At 51.8% G+C, this 15,669-nt stretch carries 12 protein-coding genes and 2 pseudogenes; 8 read left to right on the top strand and 6 right to left on the bottom strand.

The features are described 5' to 3' along the window. Positions 1-31 precede the first annotated feature (31 nt). A complete protein-coding gene (locus tag HMPREF1028_RS01390) occupies positions 32-577 on the top strand; it encodes a hypothetical protein (RefSeq protein WP_009311028.1) in 546 nt (181 codons plus the stop codon). Positions 578-791: 214 nt separating this feature from the next. Here HMPREF1028_RS01390 and HMPREF1028_RS01385 read toward each other — a convergent pair whose 3' ends face one another. Together HMPREF1028_RS01385 and HMPREF1028_RS01380 are read right to left on the bottom strand one after the other, a co-directional pair. Next, positions 792-1,502, bottom strand: coding sequence for an SAM-dependent methyltransferase (locus HMPREF1028_RS01385; RefSeq protein WP_009311027.1), 711 nt, complete (start codon positions 1,500-1,502; stop codon positions 792-794). 59 nt (positions 1,503-1,561) lie between these two features. Continuing rightward, complete coding sequence (locus HMPREF1028_RS01380) at positions 1,562-2,152, bottom strand: nucleoside triphosphate pyrophosphatase (RefSeq protein ID WP_009311026.1); 591 nt, start codon at positions 2,150-2,152, stop codon at positions 1,562-1,564. Positions 2,153-2,206: 54 nt separating this feature from the next. Between HMPREF1028_RS01380 and HMPREF1028_RS01375 the strand changes: the two genes are divergently transcribed. The 5 genes and pseudogenes from HMPREF1028_RS01375 to HMPREF1028_RS15270 all read left to right on the top strand — a co-directional run. After that, positions 2,207-2,707 carry a YceD family protein gene (locus HMPREF1028_RS01375; RefSeq protein ID WP_009311025.1) on the top strand — a complete coding sequence of 167 codons (501 nt, stop codon included), beginning with the start codon at positions 2,207-2,209 and terminating at the stop codon, positions 2,705-2,707. Between the two features lie 34 nt (positions 2,708-2,741). Further along, positions 2,742-2,921, top strand: coding sequence for a 50S ribosomal protein L32 (gene rpmF / locus HMPREF1028_RS01370; protein ID WP_003744026.1), 180 nt, complete (start codon positions 2,742-2,744; stop codon positions 2,919-2,921). A 159-nt stretch (positions 2,922-3,080) separates the two neighbouring features. Continuing rightward, positions 3,081-3,608, top strand: coding sequence for a phosphoribosyltransferase (locus HMPREF1028_RS01365; RefSeq protein ID WP_029609809.1), 528 nt, complete (start codon positions 3,081-3,083; stop codon positions 3,606-3,608). A gap of 287 nt (positions 3,609-3,895) precedes the next feature. Continuing rightward, positions 3,896-4,969 carry a phosphate acyltransferase PlsX gene (gene plsX / locus HMPREF1028_RS01360; protein WP_009311023.1) on the top strand — a complete coding sequence of 358 codons (1,074 nt, stop codon included), beginning with the start codon at positions 3,896-3,898 and terminating at the stop codon, positions 4,967-4,969. A 129-nt stretch (positions 4,970-5,098) separates the two neighbouring features. Further along, positions 5,099-5,161, top strand: a pseudogene (locus HMPREF1028_RS15270) (transposase); the annotation flags it as partial. A gap of 731 nt (positions 5,162-5,892) precedes the next feature. On the opposite strand, the gene HMPREF1028_RS01355 reads toward HMPREF1028_RS15270, so the two are convergent. The 3 genes and pseudogenes from HMPREF1028_RS01355 to HMPREF1028_RS01345 all read right to left on the bottom strand — a co-directional run bounded on the left by HMPREF1028_RS01355 (position 5,893) and on the right by HMPREF1028_RS01345 (position 11,888). After that, positions 5,893-7,311 carry an efflux transporter outer membrane subunit gene (locus HMPREF1028_RS01355; RefSeq protein WP_009311022.1) on the bottom strand — a complete coding sequence of 473 codons (1,419 nt, stop codon included), beginning with the start codon at positions 7,309-7,311 and terminating at the stop codon, positions 5,893-5,895. 58 nt (positions 7,312-7,369) lie between these two features. Then, positions 7,370-10,567: pseudogene (locus HMPREF1028_RS01350) on the bottom strand (efflux RND transporter permease subunit); the annotation flags it as partial. 28 nt (positions 10,568-10,595) lie between these two features. Further along, on the bottom strand, positions 10,596-11,888 hold the full coding sequence (locus HMPREF1028_RS01345) for an efflux RND transporter periplasmic adaptor subunit (RefSeq protein WP_009311020.1): 1,293 nt from the start codon (positions 11,886-11,888) through the stop codon (positions 10,596-10,598). Positions 11,889-12,124: 236 nt separating this feature from the next. Here HMPREF1028_RS01345 and HMPREF1028_RS01340 point away from each other — a divergent pair, with 236 nt between their 5' ends. Beyond that, positions 12,125-12,760, top strand: coding sequence for a TetR family transcriptional regulator (locus tag HMPREF1028_RS01340; protein WP_009311019.1), 636 nt, complete (start codon positions 12,125-12,127; stop codon positions 12,758-12,760). 192 nt (positions 12,761-12,952) lie between these two features. On the opposite strand, the gene ettA is transcribed toward HMPREF1028_RS01340, so the two are convergent. Next, positions 12,953-14,629 carry an energy-dependent translational throttle protein EttA gene (ettA, locus tag HMPREF1028_RS01335; protein WP_002260074.1) on the bottom strand — a complete coding sequence of 559 codons (1,677 nt, stop codon included), beginning with the start codon at positions 14,627-14,629 and terminating at the stop codon, positions 12,953-12,955. Positions 14,630-14,909: 280 nt separating this feature from the next. Between ettA and HMPREF1028_RS01330 the strand changes: the two genes are divergently transcribed. After that, entirely contained in the window at positions 14,910-15,620 is a 711-nt protein-coding gene (locus HMPREF1028_RS01330; protein ID WP_009311018.1) for a hypothetical protein, read from the top strand. The last annotated feature ends 49 nt before the right edge of the window (positions 15,621-15,669 follow it).

Here is a 15,669-nt window from a genome sequence, read left to right as displayed (position 1 = left end):
ACAATTAAATCATCACTCACCACACCACATCATGAACACATACTCCGAAGAACCCGACGGCTTCATCCTGTATGACGAAAGGCCCGATCCCTTCGACAACCGCCGCGCCAGCCGTACGCGCTTTGCGGCAGTAAACCTGCCCATTTTGCTGGGCATCAGCGCAGTGTCCGCACTATTGCTGTGGATTACCCAATCGTGCTTGGGTCAATGCGGCATCAACCGGCAGGTCGGCGGCGCAGTGCATGTCTTTGCCATCGCCCTTTACGGCCTGCTGCACTATCAAAGCACTTGGCTGGAAAAGCGCTGCAATGACGCCGGAAAGGGGCATTATCCGGCGATATGGATGTTCAGAATCAGCCTCGTACTTGCCGCCATCAGTCTGATATTGCCGGTATTTACATTGCCTATGGTCGCGGGCGGACTGCTTCAATTCGTCTACGGCATGATATTGCCGTCCAACCCATTGCCCAACCTGATGGGCTATCCTAAAACCAACTCGACAGCCCTACAAATCTGCGCGCTCTTAGCGTGTATCACGGCAGTCTTGATGGCTGTCGGATTGTTGCATTGGTTTTAAACGCTCCGAAATATAGTGGATTAAAATTGCAATGATACGGCGTTGCCAACGCCCTTATGTACTACCCGTACACGGCGAGCGTTGCCACCTTGTCTCATTTTTATTTTAATCCACTATAAAGCAAAGGTCGTCTGAAAACCTTATCTGGAAGGTTTCAGACGACCTTTTCCAGTATCGCGGGCTCTAATCCGTCCAACCGCCCGCCCCTACTTTCCTAACCTGCGTGCAACACAAATATCGTCGGACGTTTTTTCAAATTCGGCAGCGTTTTCAATTTCCGCCAAGCGGCAACGGTTTGGCTGATGATTTCCTGCGTCGGCAAAGTCAGGTCGGTTGCGGTGCAGAGGTGGGTTTCAGGGTGCAGCGTTTCCAGTGCATCGGCAAGCAGCGCGTCGTTGCGGTAAGGCGTTTCGATGAAAAGCTGGGTTTCGTTTTGCTGACGCGAACGCTGTTCCAAGCTCTTCAAAGCGGCAATACGCTCACTTTTCTCGGACGGCAGATAGCCTTTGAACGCGAAATTCTGCCCGTTCGCCCCCGACGCCATCAGCGCGAGCAACAGGCTGGACGGGCCGACCAGCGGACGGACTTCATAGCCTTGTCGGTGCGCCAATGCCACCAAATTCGCGCCGGGATCGGCAACCGCGGGACAACCCGCTTCGCTGAGGATGCCCATGCTGCGCCCTTCCTGCAAAGGTTTCAGAAGCTCGGGCAGGATTTTCAGGTCGGTGTGTTCGTTGAGGGTTTGCAGGTTCAGCTCGCGGATGGGGGTCGTGATGCCCAAATGTTTCAAATGGGCGCGGGCGGTTTTTTCGGCCTCAACCACGAAATCGGTCAAGCCGGTAATCTGCGTCTGTTCGTGCGGCAGCAGGCAGGGTGTATCGGGCGCACCCAAAGGGGTGGGGATCAGGTAAAGAATCGGGGACATGATGGTGTTTCCTATACGGAAGGTCGTCTGAAACCGTCAAACGGCTGTTTTCAGACGACCTAAATGACTTCTACGCCTTCGTTTTTTAAAAACTCGACCAGTTTGAAGATGGGCAAACCGATAAGCGCGTTCGGGTCGCTGCTGTCTATGCGCTCCAACAACGCCGCGCCCAAGCCCTCGCTCTTCGCCGCACCCGCGCAGTAAACCGCGTCCGGCTCGCGCGCCAGATAACGCTCAATCTGCCCGTCTGTCAGCGCGCGCATCACGACCGACGTGTTATCGACATGGCGCTGAATGCGTCCCGAAGCAGTATTCAAAAGTACGATTGCGCTGTAAAATTCAATCTTTCTGCCGCTCAAACCCCTGAGCATTTGTTGTGCATTTGCGACGTTCATCGGCTTGCCCAACTGGCGATCATTGCACCACGCCACTTGGTCCGCGCCGATCACCAACGCGGCAGGAAATCGAGCCGCCAGCGAACGCGCCTTCCCTTCCGCCAAACGCAAGGCAGTATCCGCCGCGTTTTCACCCGCAGCAGGCGTTTCGTCGAAATCAGGCGTGGCAGTTTGAAAATCAATGCCCAAACGTTCGAGCTGCGCGCGGCGGAACACCGAACCCGAACCCAATATCAAAGGCAGTTTTGCACTCATATTTTGCTTAAAAATATTGACGTTAGACTGTCGAAATTATATCATACCCCGTTTATGTCAGACCCTAATTTGATTGACCCAGAAGTTTTCGCCTCCGAAAAGCAGACCCTGCAAGGCAGCTTCCTGCTTGAGGAATTGGACGAACGAGTCCGTTCGCACGATTATCCGGCCGACAAACAGACCAACGTGTCGTTTATGTTGAGCGGCGGACGCGACCGACTGCAACGTTTGTTTCTCGATTTGAACGTCAAAGCCGATATGCCGCTGATTTGCCAACGATGTATCCGCCCCATGCCGTTTACGCTCGACGAAACCAGCCGTATTGTTTTGTTCGCCAACGAAGAGGACTTGGATGAAGCAATGCTTGCCGACGAAGAGTTGGAAGGCATGCCGATTGAGAAAGAACTCGACGTACGCGGGTTGGTGGAAGACCAAATCCTAATGTCGCTCCCCTTCTCCCCGCGCCACGAAAACTGCGACAATGCCGCGCTGGAACAAGTCAATCAGGACAAACCCAACCCTTTTGCTGTTTTAGCAGGTTTGAAAAGCAGTTAATCAGGACACAGTTTTATTTATCTAGGAGCTTGAAATGGCCGTTCAACAAAACAAAAAATCCCCTTCCAAACGCGGTATGCACCGCTCTCACGACGCTTTGACCGCGCCTTCTCTGTCTGTTGACAGCGTAACCGGCGAAGTACACCGCCCGCACCACATTTCCCCCAACGGTATGTACCGCGGCCGTAAAGTAGTGAAAGCCAAAGGCGAATAATCTTATTCGACTGACTGAAAAAGCCAGAATATTGCCATGCAATGCTGGCTTTTTTACATTACATCCGAACTGCCCGAATCCATGCCTGCCCATGCTTCAAAATGCGGCACAAAATCCTTGCAGTTCAAACTGATACACCCCATTGAATCGGGAATCGCCATGAAACAGAAAATCTGGTACACCTACGACGATATCCACCGCGTGATCAAAGCGTTGGCGGAAAAAATCCAAAACTCCGGCGTCAAATACGATGCCATGATCGCCATCGGCGGCGGCGGCTTCATCCCCGCCCGTATGCTGCGCTGCTTTCTGGAAATCCCGATTTACGCCGTAACCACCGCCTATTACGACAGCGACAACGAAGGACAGGTAACGGAAGAAGTCAAAAAAGTCCAATGGCTCGACCCCGTGCCTGACGCGTTGAAAGGCAAAAACGTACTCGTCGTCGATGAAGTCGACGACAGCCGCGTGACCATGGAATTCTGCCTGACCGAGTTGCAAAAAGAAGATTTTGGCACCATCGGCGTTGCCGTCCTGCACGAAAAAATCAAAGCCAAAGTCGGCAAAATCCCCGAAGGCATCCCCTACTTCAGCGGCCTTACCGTAGAAGACTGGTGGATCAACTACCCTTGGGACGCACTCGACATCGACGAACACAACCGCCTTGCCGCCGAAGGCAAAAAATAAGCCCGCGACGGAGAAGCCCGCCTTCTCCGGAAACGGTAAAAGCGAAATCCGTAGAACACCGACAAAACGAGACTTTGCCTCTTTTCAGCGTATCTTCATAAAACGCATTAGAATGTGGAATGCAACCCTTCAATCCGAAGCCCTGACCACACATACACCCCTTTTCAGACGACCCCGTACCGTGTATCGCAAAAAGGTCGTCTGAAACCGACTGTGAAGCCGAACAAACCCACAGAGGCAGCCGACACCGCCCCTCTTCCGCTTCACAGCACAAACCGGAGAACAACATGATTACATTGGCCGTAGATGCCATGGGCGGCGACTCAGGTCTCGCAGTTACCGTCCCCGGTGCTCTTGCCTTTTTGAAACAGCAGCAAGACGTACACCTCATTATGGTCGGCGACGAATCCGCCGTCCGCCAAGCCCTCTCCGCAGCCAACGCGCCGATGGAGCGCATTACCGTACTCCATGCCTCCGAAGTCGTCGGCATGGACGAAGCCCCGCAGCTTGCCCTGAAAAACAAAAAAGACTCCTCCATGCGCATTGCCATCAACCAAGTCAAAGAAGGCACCGCACAAGCCGCCGTCTCCGCCGGCAACACCGGCGCGCTCATGGCGACCGCCCGCTTCGTCCTCAAAACCATTCCCGGCATCGACCGCCCCGCCATCGCCAAATTCCTGCCCTCCGACAGCGAACACCTGACCCTCGCCCTCGATTTGGGCGCAAACGTCGACTGCACGCCTGAGCAGCTCGTACAGTTCGCCATCATCGGCAACGAACTCTTCCAAGCCCTCTACCCGCAAAAAGGCAGCCCACGCGTCGGCCTGCTTAACGTCGGCACCGAAGACATCAAAGGCACGGACACCGTCAAACAAACCTTCAAACTGCTCAAAAGCAGCAAACTGAATTTCATCGGCAACATCGAAAGCAACGGCGTACTGTACGGCGAAGCCGACGTGATTGTCGCAGACGGCTTTGTCGGCAACATCATGCTCAAAACCATCGAAGGCGCGGTCAAATTCATGAGCGGAGCCATCCGTCAGGAATTCCAACGCAACCTGTTCAACAAAATGGCCGCCGTCGCCGCCCTCCCCGCCCTGAAAGGCTTGAAAAGCAAACTGGATCCGCGCAAATTCAACGGCGCCATCCTGCTCGGCCTGCGCGGCATCGTCATCAAAAGCCACGGCGGCACAGACGATGTCGGCTTCAGCTACGCCTTAGAAGAAGCCTACCACGAAGCAAAATCCGCCAGCCTGTCGAAAATCGAACAAGGTGTCGCCGAACAATTCGCCGCCTTGGAAGCGATTAAGGCGGAACAAGCCGCTCAAGAAGCACAGCAAGCCGAAGAAACCAAAGTTTAAGGCCTATCTGCACAAATCCTCCAAGCGTGTTTGCCACATAGCGAAAGGGTCGTCTGAAATCCGTTTTCAGACGACCCTTTGAGTTTGAATCATTCAAAGTCAATCATGTATAGTCAATCAACGTTTAATTATAGTGGATTAAATTTAAATCAGGACAAGGCGACGAAGCCGCAGACAGTACAGATAGTACGGAACCGATTCACTTGGTGCTTCAGCACCTTAGAGAATCGTTCTCTTTGAGCTAAGGCGAGGTAACGCCGTACTGGTTTAAAGTTAATCCACTAAAAACAGCACGGTCTAGCCCCACCCTAATGCCCCATCTGTCTGATAGGCTTCACTTTCTTATCGCAATACTTCAGACCGATACTGGTTTATCCTCTTCTATTTATTTCCAACTCTGTCAGCAATAACCATTAAATCTTATTATTTTTCAATTAATTATATTAAATTTACGATTTCTTATCAATTTTGTATTGATAATTATTTTTATTAGCGTATAATCAAAACCACTCGGAAGCCGTCCGCTCCGAGCCATTAAACGACAGATTATCCCCTCTTCTTTTTGTCTCATTACCTTCGGAGTGCGCATATACGAGAAATACCGTTCCCATTTATATCAGATACTCAAAACCGAAAAACACAAAACCCGCTATCTCAACAGCGGGTTTTGTGTTTGTTTTGTATGGAGAACGACACAGTCCCCCATCAAACTTGAAATCGCAAGAAGCTGCTGACGGAATACCGCTCCCTCCCTGATAACACCCTTCCATCCGTGACTGAAAAGGTCGTCTGAAATGGAAATCTCCAATTTCAGACGACCCCTAGTCAAATATCCAAAAATCAAACCCTGATATAAAACGTCGTCTGAAACCTGATATCCGGTTTTCAGACGACGTTTTTAATGCCGCTTATTTCGAACAGTCTTACTGCTGCGCGGCAGGTTGGCTAACGGTTTCGCGTTTCAAACCGCCGCCGAGTGCTTTATAGAGGTCGGCGAGGTTTTCGAGGCGGGTGAGCTGGTTGGCAAGCAAAGCGGTTTCTGCGCCATAGCTGCTGCGTTCTGCGTCAAGCAGGTCAAGGGCGTTGGATACGCCGTGTTTGTAGCGCAGATTGATGAGACGCAGGGTGTCGTTGTAGGCGCGGCTTTGTTTGTTTAGCGCGGCGTAGCTCTTGTCGAGTTGCTCGCGTGCGACCAAGGCGTTGGATACGTCTTGGAAAGCGGCTTGGACGGCGGCTTCGTACGCGACGATTTGCGCCTCTTTACGCAGCGTGGCTACGTCAAGATTCGCTTTGTTGCTACCCCAGTTGAAAATCGGCAGGGTAATGGAGGGGGCGAACGACCAAATGCCTGTACCGCTTTTGAAAAGACCGCTCAACTCGCCGGACGCGGTGCCGACCGAACCGGTCAGGCTGATGGTAGGGAAGAAGGCGGCACGCGCTGCGCCGATGTTGGCATTGGCTTGTTTGAGCAAGTGTTCTGCGGCGCGGATGTCGGGACGGTTCAGCAGCACTTCGGAACTCAAGCCGGCAGGCAGTCGGGTGATTTTGAACTGTTTGCTCAAAGGCAGCGCGGCAGGCAGGTCTTCCGGCAGGGGTTGGTTAATCAGGGTCGCCAAGGCATTGCGGGCCTGTTCGCGATTTTTGACGGCGTTCGCGTAATCGGCTTTGGCGGATTCAATCAGGGCTTCCTGTTGACGCAAATCGACGGCGGAAATCACGCCTGCTTTGTGGCGCATTTGGGAAAGTTTGTAAGTGGTTTCGCGGGTTTTAAGCACGCGCTGCGCCAATGCCATCGATTCTTGGGCGTACAGTTCGTTGAAATGGGCTTTAGCAACGGCGGCAATCAAGGCAAGGTGAGCGGCATCACGGTTCGCAGCTACGCTGAAATAACCTTGCAATGCGGCTTGGCTGTTGCTGCGGACACGTCCGAAAAGGTCCAGCTCGTAGGCTGCCGCGCCCAAACCGACGGTGTATTCGCTGCGGGTAACGCCGCCGCTCAAACTGCCTACCCGAGTTCCGGTACCGCTGGCGTTGATGCTCGGCAGCAGGTCGTTGCGGGCAATCATGTATTGTTTGCGGTAGATTTCGGCGTTCAATGCGGCGGTGCGCAAGTCGGTATTGCGTTCCAACGCGATGTCGATAAGGCGGTGCAGGCGCGGGTCGGCAAAGAAGTCCTGCCAGCCCAAGTCGGCGGCGCGGATACCGTCGTCGAAGGTGTCGTATTTGAAGGTTTCGGCAACTTCAACCTGCGGTTGTTCGTATTTCGGGATCATGGTACAGGCGGACAGCGCGACGGCTGCGGCGACGGTACTCAATACCGTTTTGAATGTCTTTTTGTTCATAAGGATTCCTTGAGGTCGTCTGAAATCCGTGTTTCAGGTTTTCAGACGACCTTTTTGCTTAGTGCTTGTTGTCCGTATTTTGATCTTCGAGGGAAATCATGCCCGCTTCGGCAGCGTGTTTTACTGCCATTTCATGTTCGCGCTGAGTTTCCTTGAAGAATTTACGCACGATGACATAAAAGAGCGGCACAAGGAACACGGACAAAATCGTACCGATCAACATGCCCCAGAACACAGTCGTACCGATAGCACGCTGGCTGGCAGAGCTGGCACCGCTGGCAACATACAGCGGAACCACGCCTAAAATGAAGGCAAACGAGGTCATGATAATCGGACGGAAACGCAAGTGTGCAGCGGCAAGCGCGGCTTCAATCGCGCTCTTACCCTGCGCTTGCAGGTCTTTGGCGAACTCGATAATCAAAATCGCGTTTTTCGCACTCAAACCCATCACCGTAACGAAACCGACTTGGAAGTAGATATCGTTGGCGTATGCCGGAATACTGCCCAGCAGCGCTTCAAACATATTGCGCCCCGTAACGCCCAATGCCGCGCCAATCAAGCCCAACGGAATCACAAGGATAACTGCCAACGGGATAGACCAGCTTTCGTACAAAGCAGCCAATACCAAGAATACAGCGGCAGCGGCCAATGCGTACAACACGACGGTTTGCGAGCCGCCTTTGGCCTCTTCACGAGACTGGCCGCCCCATTCCAGACTGTAACCGCCGCCCATGTCATCAACCATTTGCTGTACCGCAGCCATGGCCTGACCGGAAGATACGCCATTAACAGGCGAACCGGAAAGCTCCATTGCAGGATAACCATTGAAGCGGACGCTTTGTTCCATACCGTTTACCCAAGAAACAGTAGCAATGGTAGAAAGCGGTACGGCAACACCGGATTTATTCGGCACGGTCAAGTTCAGAATATCGGCAGGCTGCATACGGGCACTCGCATCAGCTTGTACCATCACGCGTTGCAGACGGCCTTGATTCGGGAAGTCGTTGACATAAGACGAACCCAAAGAAGAAGCCAAAGCAGTACGGATGTCAGAGAACGAAATACCTTGTGCAGCTGCGGCAGAGCGATTGATGTCGATTTTCAACTGCGGCGCATCTTCCAAACCGCTCGCACGAACGGTACTTGGGTTAAACAAACCGCTTTTGCGCATTTTGTCAATCAGCTCATTGCGCTTGGCCAACAATGCAGCATGGCCGCTGTTGTTACGGTCTTGCAGGTAAATCGTCAAGCCGGAACCTGTACCCAATTCCATAATGGCTGGAGGCACAATCGCCAAACCGAAACCGTCTTTCAGCGTAGCCATCATCATACCGGTCAACTTACCGGAAATAGAAGTCGCATCGCTGCCCGGAGCAGTACGTTCGCTCCAATCTTTCAGAATGACAAAGCCCAAAGCCATGTTTTGACCGGAGCCTGAAAAACTGAAGCCGGAAACGGTAATAATGTTCTCAATCTCAGGTATAGATTTTGCCAGTTGAGTGATTTGAGCCAAAGTTGCATCGGTACGCTCTTTGGTTGCACCGGCAGGCAATTGTACGCTCAACATCAAGTTACCTTGGTCTTCAGACGGCAAGAAGGAAGTCGGCAGACGCATAAACAGGAATACGCCCACAACAGTCAAACCAATATAGACAACCATCATGCGCAAAGTCTTGCGCAAGACTTTGGCAACCCAGCCTTCATAGCCGTGTGTCCAGTTGTCAAATTTTTTGTTAAACCAACCGAAGAAACCTTTTTTCTCTTCGTGATGACCCTTCTGAATCGGTTTGAGCATGGTGGCACACAATGCCGGAGTCAGCGTCAAAGCAAGGAATGCGGAGAAGCCGATCGATGCCGCAATGGTCAGGGCAAACTGTTTGTAAATGTTACCGGTTGCACCGCTAAACATCGCCAGCGGCACAAATACAGACATCAACACGGCAGTAATACCGATTACCGCACCGGAAATCTGACCCATCGCTTTTTTGGTTGCAGCCTTAGGCGACAGACCTTCGCTCGCCATAATACGCTCAACGTTTTCAACGACCACAATCGCATCGTCGACCACAATACCGATCACCAATACCATCGCAAACATGGTCAATACGTTAATCGACATACCCATGTATGAGATAAAGGCAAAACCGCCCAACAGGGAAATCGGTACAACAATGGTCGGAATCAGCGTATAGCGGATGTTTTGCAGGAAGAGATACATCACTAAGAATACCAAAACAATGGCTTCCAAAAGCGAATGGATCACTTTCTCAATCGAAATTTCCACAAATTTGGAAGTATCGTAAGGAACTTTCCAGCTCATGCCGTCTGGAAAATACTTCTGCAAAACCGCCATTTTTTCTTTTACTGCAGTCGCCGTTGCCAAAGCGTTACCGCTGTTAGACAGCATCACTGCCATACCGGTGGTGTTCACGCCGTTCAAGCGTGTAGAAGTAGAATAGTCCTGCATACCCAAGCTGACTTTGGCAACGTCTTTCAGATAGACGTTCGAGCCGTCAGTATTGGATACCAAAATGATGTTGCCGAACTCTTCAGCAGTGCTCAGCTGACCTTGCGCTGTAACGGTCGCCGAAATGGTCTGACCTGCAGCCGCCGGCAAAGAACCGATGGAGCCTGCTGAGATTTGAATGTTTTGTGTCGCAAGCGCATTGGTTACCGTTGCAAAAGACAGGTTGTAGTTTTGCAGTTTTTTCGGGTCAACCCAAATACGCATGGCGCGTTGCGCACCAAACAATTGTACCTGCCCTACCCCGTCGATACGCTGCAGTTCAGGAATGATATTGCGCTGGGCGTAATCGTTCATTTCCTCAATGGATTGCTTTTCAGAAGAAAGCATGACCACTTGCAAGAAGTTGGAACGCGCTTTAGATACGGTTACACCATATTGCTGTACGGTAGACGGCAATGTGGACAACACTTCCGACAATTTGTTCTGCACGTCCACCTGCGCCAAATCTTCATCGGTCTCAGGTGTAAACGTCAGACTGACGCTGCCGCTGCCGCTGGAATTGGCAGAAGTCGTCATATAGTCCAAACCTTCCACACCGTACATATTACGTTCGATAACGGCCAGTACGCTGTCTTCCATTACCTGAGCAGAAGCGCCCGGATAAGTAGCGCGCAAAGTAATGGTCGGTGCAGCAACGGACGGATATTGGGAAATCGGCAGTTTTTGAATGCCGAAAATACCCGCTGCGATGATAAAAATCGCAATCACCCATGCAAAAATGGGGCGGTCATAAAAAACTTAGCCATGGATGCCTTCCTTATTTAGCCGCAGATGCCGGTTTGGCTTCAAAGGTCATCTGAACGTCTTTTTTCGCTTCGGAAGCAGCTTTCGGAGCAGCTCCGGCAGCAGATGCCGCCGCATTTTCAGGAGATGTCCATTCTTTAGGCGTTACCTTTTTCGCGCCACTCATGGCGGCGATACTGGTGCCGTCCACAACGACTTTGTCGCCGTCGTTCAGACCCGCAGTGATAATCCAGTTGGTTCCCTGCTGCTGGGTGACTGTTACCTCGCGCGGCTCCATTTCGCCTTTGGCGTTCACAATCGTTACAGTATCTTTCGTACCGCGCGTTACTGCCTGCTGCGGCACGACGAAGGCATTGTCGGCAGCCACTTGTTCCATCAAGACGCGCACATAAAGACCGGGCATCAGGATATTTTTGTCGTTCGGCACTGAAGCGCGCAGCGTGATTTGTCCGGTCGTTTCGTTAACAGACGGATCGGAGAACAGCAAACGGCCTTTATGAGGATAAACTTCGCCGTTGTCGAACTTGATGCCCACTTCAATCGCACCGTCCACGCCCGACAGCTTGCCCTCGGCAACCTGTTGGCGCAGCTTCATTACTTCGGTCGCAGATTGAGTGATGTTCACATACATAGGATTGGTTTGGCGGATGGTTGCCAGAACGGTCGTATCACCCGCGTTCAACAGCGTACCTTCGGATACTTTGGACTGCCCGATGAAACCTGAAATCGGCGCGGTAATGCGCGCCCTGTTCAGATTGATACCGGCAGATTTAATCGCCGCCTGAGCCGCTTTGACGCTTGCTTCGGCAGAACGTTTCGCCGTTACCGCCGCATCGTAGTCCTGTTTACTGATGGCATCGGCGGCAACCAGCGGCTTGTAACGCGCCAAGTCGGCATTGGCTTTGGCAAGGGTTGCCTGCGCGCTTGCCAACTGGGCGCGCGAGCTTTCCAGATTTGCTTCATAGGTGGAACTATCGATTTGGTAAAGCGGCTGTCCGGCGCGGACATAGCTGCCCTCTTGGAACAGGCGTTTTTGGATGATACCGCCGACTTGGGCGCGGACATCCGCGGTACGCAGCGACTCCAACCGACCCGGCAGCTCGGTCGTCAGCGCGACGGTTTCAGGATGGACGGTAACGACACCGACCACCGGTGGCGGAGCTTCTTTTTGTGCAGCTGCCTGCTGCCCTTTTCCATCTTTTGCACCTTGCGTCGCATCGGTGCCTTTGTTACACGCTGAAAGAGCCAACGCAGTAGCGGCAGCGATTGCCGCCATGCGCATCACCTTAGAAGCATAAGAAGCCATTACTTTTCCTATCTATATAATTGTTATGAGGGTTTACCCTATACTTTGTCATCATAGCCGATTTTTGGTTCCGAAACAACAATAACCTGCCTCAATATCCGGAGCAGGTCGTCTGAAAAATTATTTTATACTTGAGAGCCAATCTCAATTACAGGAGTCATTATACATACATGCTTGCATGGATACAAAGTATTTTTTATAATCCCCAACATTCCACTTAACTTGAAACAGGCATCATGCGGAAAACCAAAACCGAAGCCCTTAAAACCAAAGAACATCTCATGCTCGCCGCACTGGAAACCTTCTACCAAAAAGGCATCGCGCGCACTTCCCTCAACGAAATCGCCCAAGCCGCCGGCGTCACGCGCGGCGCTTTGTATTGGCATTTCAAAAACAAAGAAGACTTGTTCGACGCCCTCTTCCAGCGTATTTGCGACGACATCGAAAACTGTATGCATCAGGACGCGACCGATAGCGATGAACAAGAATGGTCGCTTTTCCGCCGCACCTTGATGCACTTTTTCACGCGCCTGCAAACCAACGACATCCACTATAAATTCCACAGCATCCTGTTTTTAAAATGCGAACACACCGAGCAGAAGGCCGCCGTCATCGACATTGCGGATAAACATCAATCGATTTGGCGCGAGAAAATTACCGAAGTTCTGACCAAATCCATTGCCCAACATGCCTTATCCGAAGATTTGGATACCGACATGGCGGTCATCTTCATCAAATCGATGCTGGACGGTCTGATTTGGCGTTGGCTCTCGTCCGACAAAAGTTTCGACCTTGCCCAAACCGCACCGCGTATGATTGACATCCTCTTGGACAATCTGAAAAACCACCCGCAACTGCGTAAGCAAAAATAACGGACCGCATCCCCAAAGGTCGTCTGAAAACAAGCATCACACGTTTTCAGACGACCCGTTCCTTGTTTCAACAGGCGTTATATATTATGAATCAACCCGTTAGACAAACAACGCCCGAACAATCCCTGCTTAACAAAAACGTCGTCTGAAAACCCTTTTTAAGTTTTCAGACGACGTTTTCTTATTTTCCTATCAACGCGTTACCGGTTTATATTTAATCCGTTTCGGTTTCGCGCCCTCTTCGCCCAAACGGCGTTTCTTATCGGCTTCGTATTCCTGATAGTTGCCGTCGAAAAACACCCATTTCGAATCGCCTTCGCACGCCAGAATATGCGTGGCGATGCGGTCGAGGAACCAGCGATCGTGCGAAATCACCATTACGCTGCCGGCAAATTCCAGCAATGCATCTTCCAGCGCGCGCAGGGTTTCCACGTCAAGGTCGTTGGACGGTTCATCCAGTAGCAAGACATTGCCGCCGCTCAACAAGGTTTTCGCCAAGTGCAAACGTCCGCGTTCGCCGCCGGAAAGCTGCCCCGCGATTTTGCTTTGGTCGCTACCTTTGAAGTTGAAACGACCCAAATATTGGCGGGCGGGAATTTCAAACTGTCCGACCTGCAAAATGTCGCGGCCTTCGGCGATGTTGTCGAACACGGTTTTGTCGTTTTGCAAACCTTCGCGGCTTTGGTCAATCAGACTCATTTTCACGGTTTGCCCGATTTTCACTTCGCCGGAATCGGGCTGCTCTTTGCCCGAAATCATTTTAAACAGCGTCGATTTACCCGCGCCGTTCGGACCGATGATGCCGACAATCGCACCCGCAGGCACTTTGAAGCTCAAATCGTCAATCAGCACTTTATCGCCGAACGATTTGGAAACGTTCACAAATTCAATCACTTCGTTACCCAAACGCTCGGCGACGGGAATGAAGATTTCCTGCGTTTCATTGCGTTTTTGGTATTCGTAGTTGCTCATTTCTTCAAAACGAGCCAAACGCGCTTTGGACTTGGCTTGGCGACCTTTGGCATTCTGGCGCACCCATTCCAATTCCTGCTTCATCGCCTTCACGCGCGCAGCTTCGGATTTTGCCTCGTTTTCCAAGCGTTTTTCTTTCTGCTCCAGCCAAGACGAGTAATTGCCTTTCCACGGAATGCCGTGTCCGCGGTCGAGTTCCAAAATCCATTCGGCGGCGTTGTCCAAGAAGTAGCGGTCGTGCGTTACCGCGACCACCGTGCCGGGGAAGCGCACGAGGAATTGCTCCAGCCATTCCACCGATTCCGCATCCAAGTGGTTGGTTGGCTCGTCCAGCAGTAGCATATCGGGTTTGCTCAACAAGAGTTTGCACAAAGCAACGCGGCGTTTTTCACCGCCGGACAGATTGCCGATTTTGGCATCCCATTCCGGCAGGCGCAGCGCATCGGCGGCGATTTCCAATTCGTGTTCCGCACCGCCGCCCGTGGACGAACCCGCCGCGATAATCGCTTCCAAGCGGCCCTGTTCTTCCGCCAGCGCGTCAAAATCCGCATCAGGATTGGCGTACTCGGCATACACTTCTTCCAAACGTTTCTGCGCCGCAGCCACTTCGCCCAAACCGCTTTCCACTTCCTCGCGCACGGTTTTTTCCGGATCAAGCTCCGGCTCTTGCGGCAGGTAGCCGATTTTGATGCCGCCCATCGGCACGGCTTCGCCCTCAAACTCCTTATCCACGCCCGCCATAATCCGCAGCACGGTGGACTTACCCGCGCCGTTCAAACCGAGCAGGCCGATTTTCGCGCCGGGGAAGAAAGAAAGGGAAATATCTTTAATGATGGTTTTCTGCGGCGGCACAACCTTGCTCACGCGCAGCATAGAATAGACGTATTGTTGGGACATGGTTTTCTCGATTCAGTCAAACAAATTTCAGACGGCCCATTTTAACCGATTGCACCGATTGTTGCTTGCACGGATGATATTTAGAGGGGAAATAGATGGAATGGATTGATTTGTTTGGATTTGGAAGAAGATTGTCTGAAATAATGGTTTCAGACGACCTTTAATGCCAAGTATACTTTTAGCTCATCGTTTTTCAGGATATTTCTCAGAAAGCAAGAATATCCGACATTAAAATTTTTTAGAAACAACAAACCAAAATAGACAAAACAAGGAACATCCCATGTCCCAACATCCCCCAGCCGCGCTAATTTCCTGTCTGCAACAGCACCCAATCCCCGCCGAACACATTACCGCCTTGCAGTACTTTACCCCCAAAGATGGTTTTTGCTTTCATCACGACGATACGGATTGGCAAAACAGCAAAGATTATTTTGACGAATATTGGCAGGCTTTGCCGGTTGCACCTATTTTACAGGACGAAGAAAGCAACGAATGGTTTGTGTACCTTACCGGGCCGCTACTCGGCATGGTCGGACACTTTCAACACGACGACCCCGACCTGGTACCCAGTTTTGCTACCATCCCTGATTTCCTGGCTGCCATTGCAGCTCATCCCGAAGCACAAGACGGCTACGAACTGCTGCATGATAAGCGTGCCTACCAATTTCCCAATCCCATACCGCCGCTGGACGCAGCCACACGTCAAGCCGCCATGCAACAGCTTCGGCAGGCGGCAGAGGAAAGCGACGATGACGAAATCCGCCAATGTCTGCATTTCGCTTGGTTTAATCTCATCGCTAAAGACGAAATCGCCCAATGGCTGCTGCCCTATCTCGATGACGAGGATATGTATGTGCAGGAACGCGCCATAGAACTTATCGGCAAACACAGCTACCAAGCCGCACGCGACAAATTGCACGAACTGCAAACGACGGCACTTCCCAACGGACAAACCGCCGCGCAACGTGTCTTGAAAATGTGGGGCAGTTGAGCATTAGAAGCCGTCTGTCCATCTAAACGGTGCACATCGTTTCAAATCA

The organism is Neisseria sp. GT4A_CT1, assembly GCF_000227275.1.
Taxonomy (GTDB): Bacteria; Pseudomonadota; Gammaproteobacteria; order Burkholderiales; family Neisseriaceae; genus Neisseria.
The sequence above is the reverse complement of the archived record's forward strand: the minus strand, read 5'-3'. Positions and strand labels throughout refer to the sequence as shown.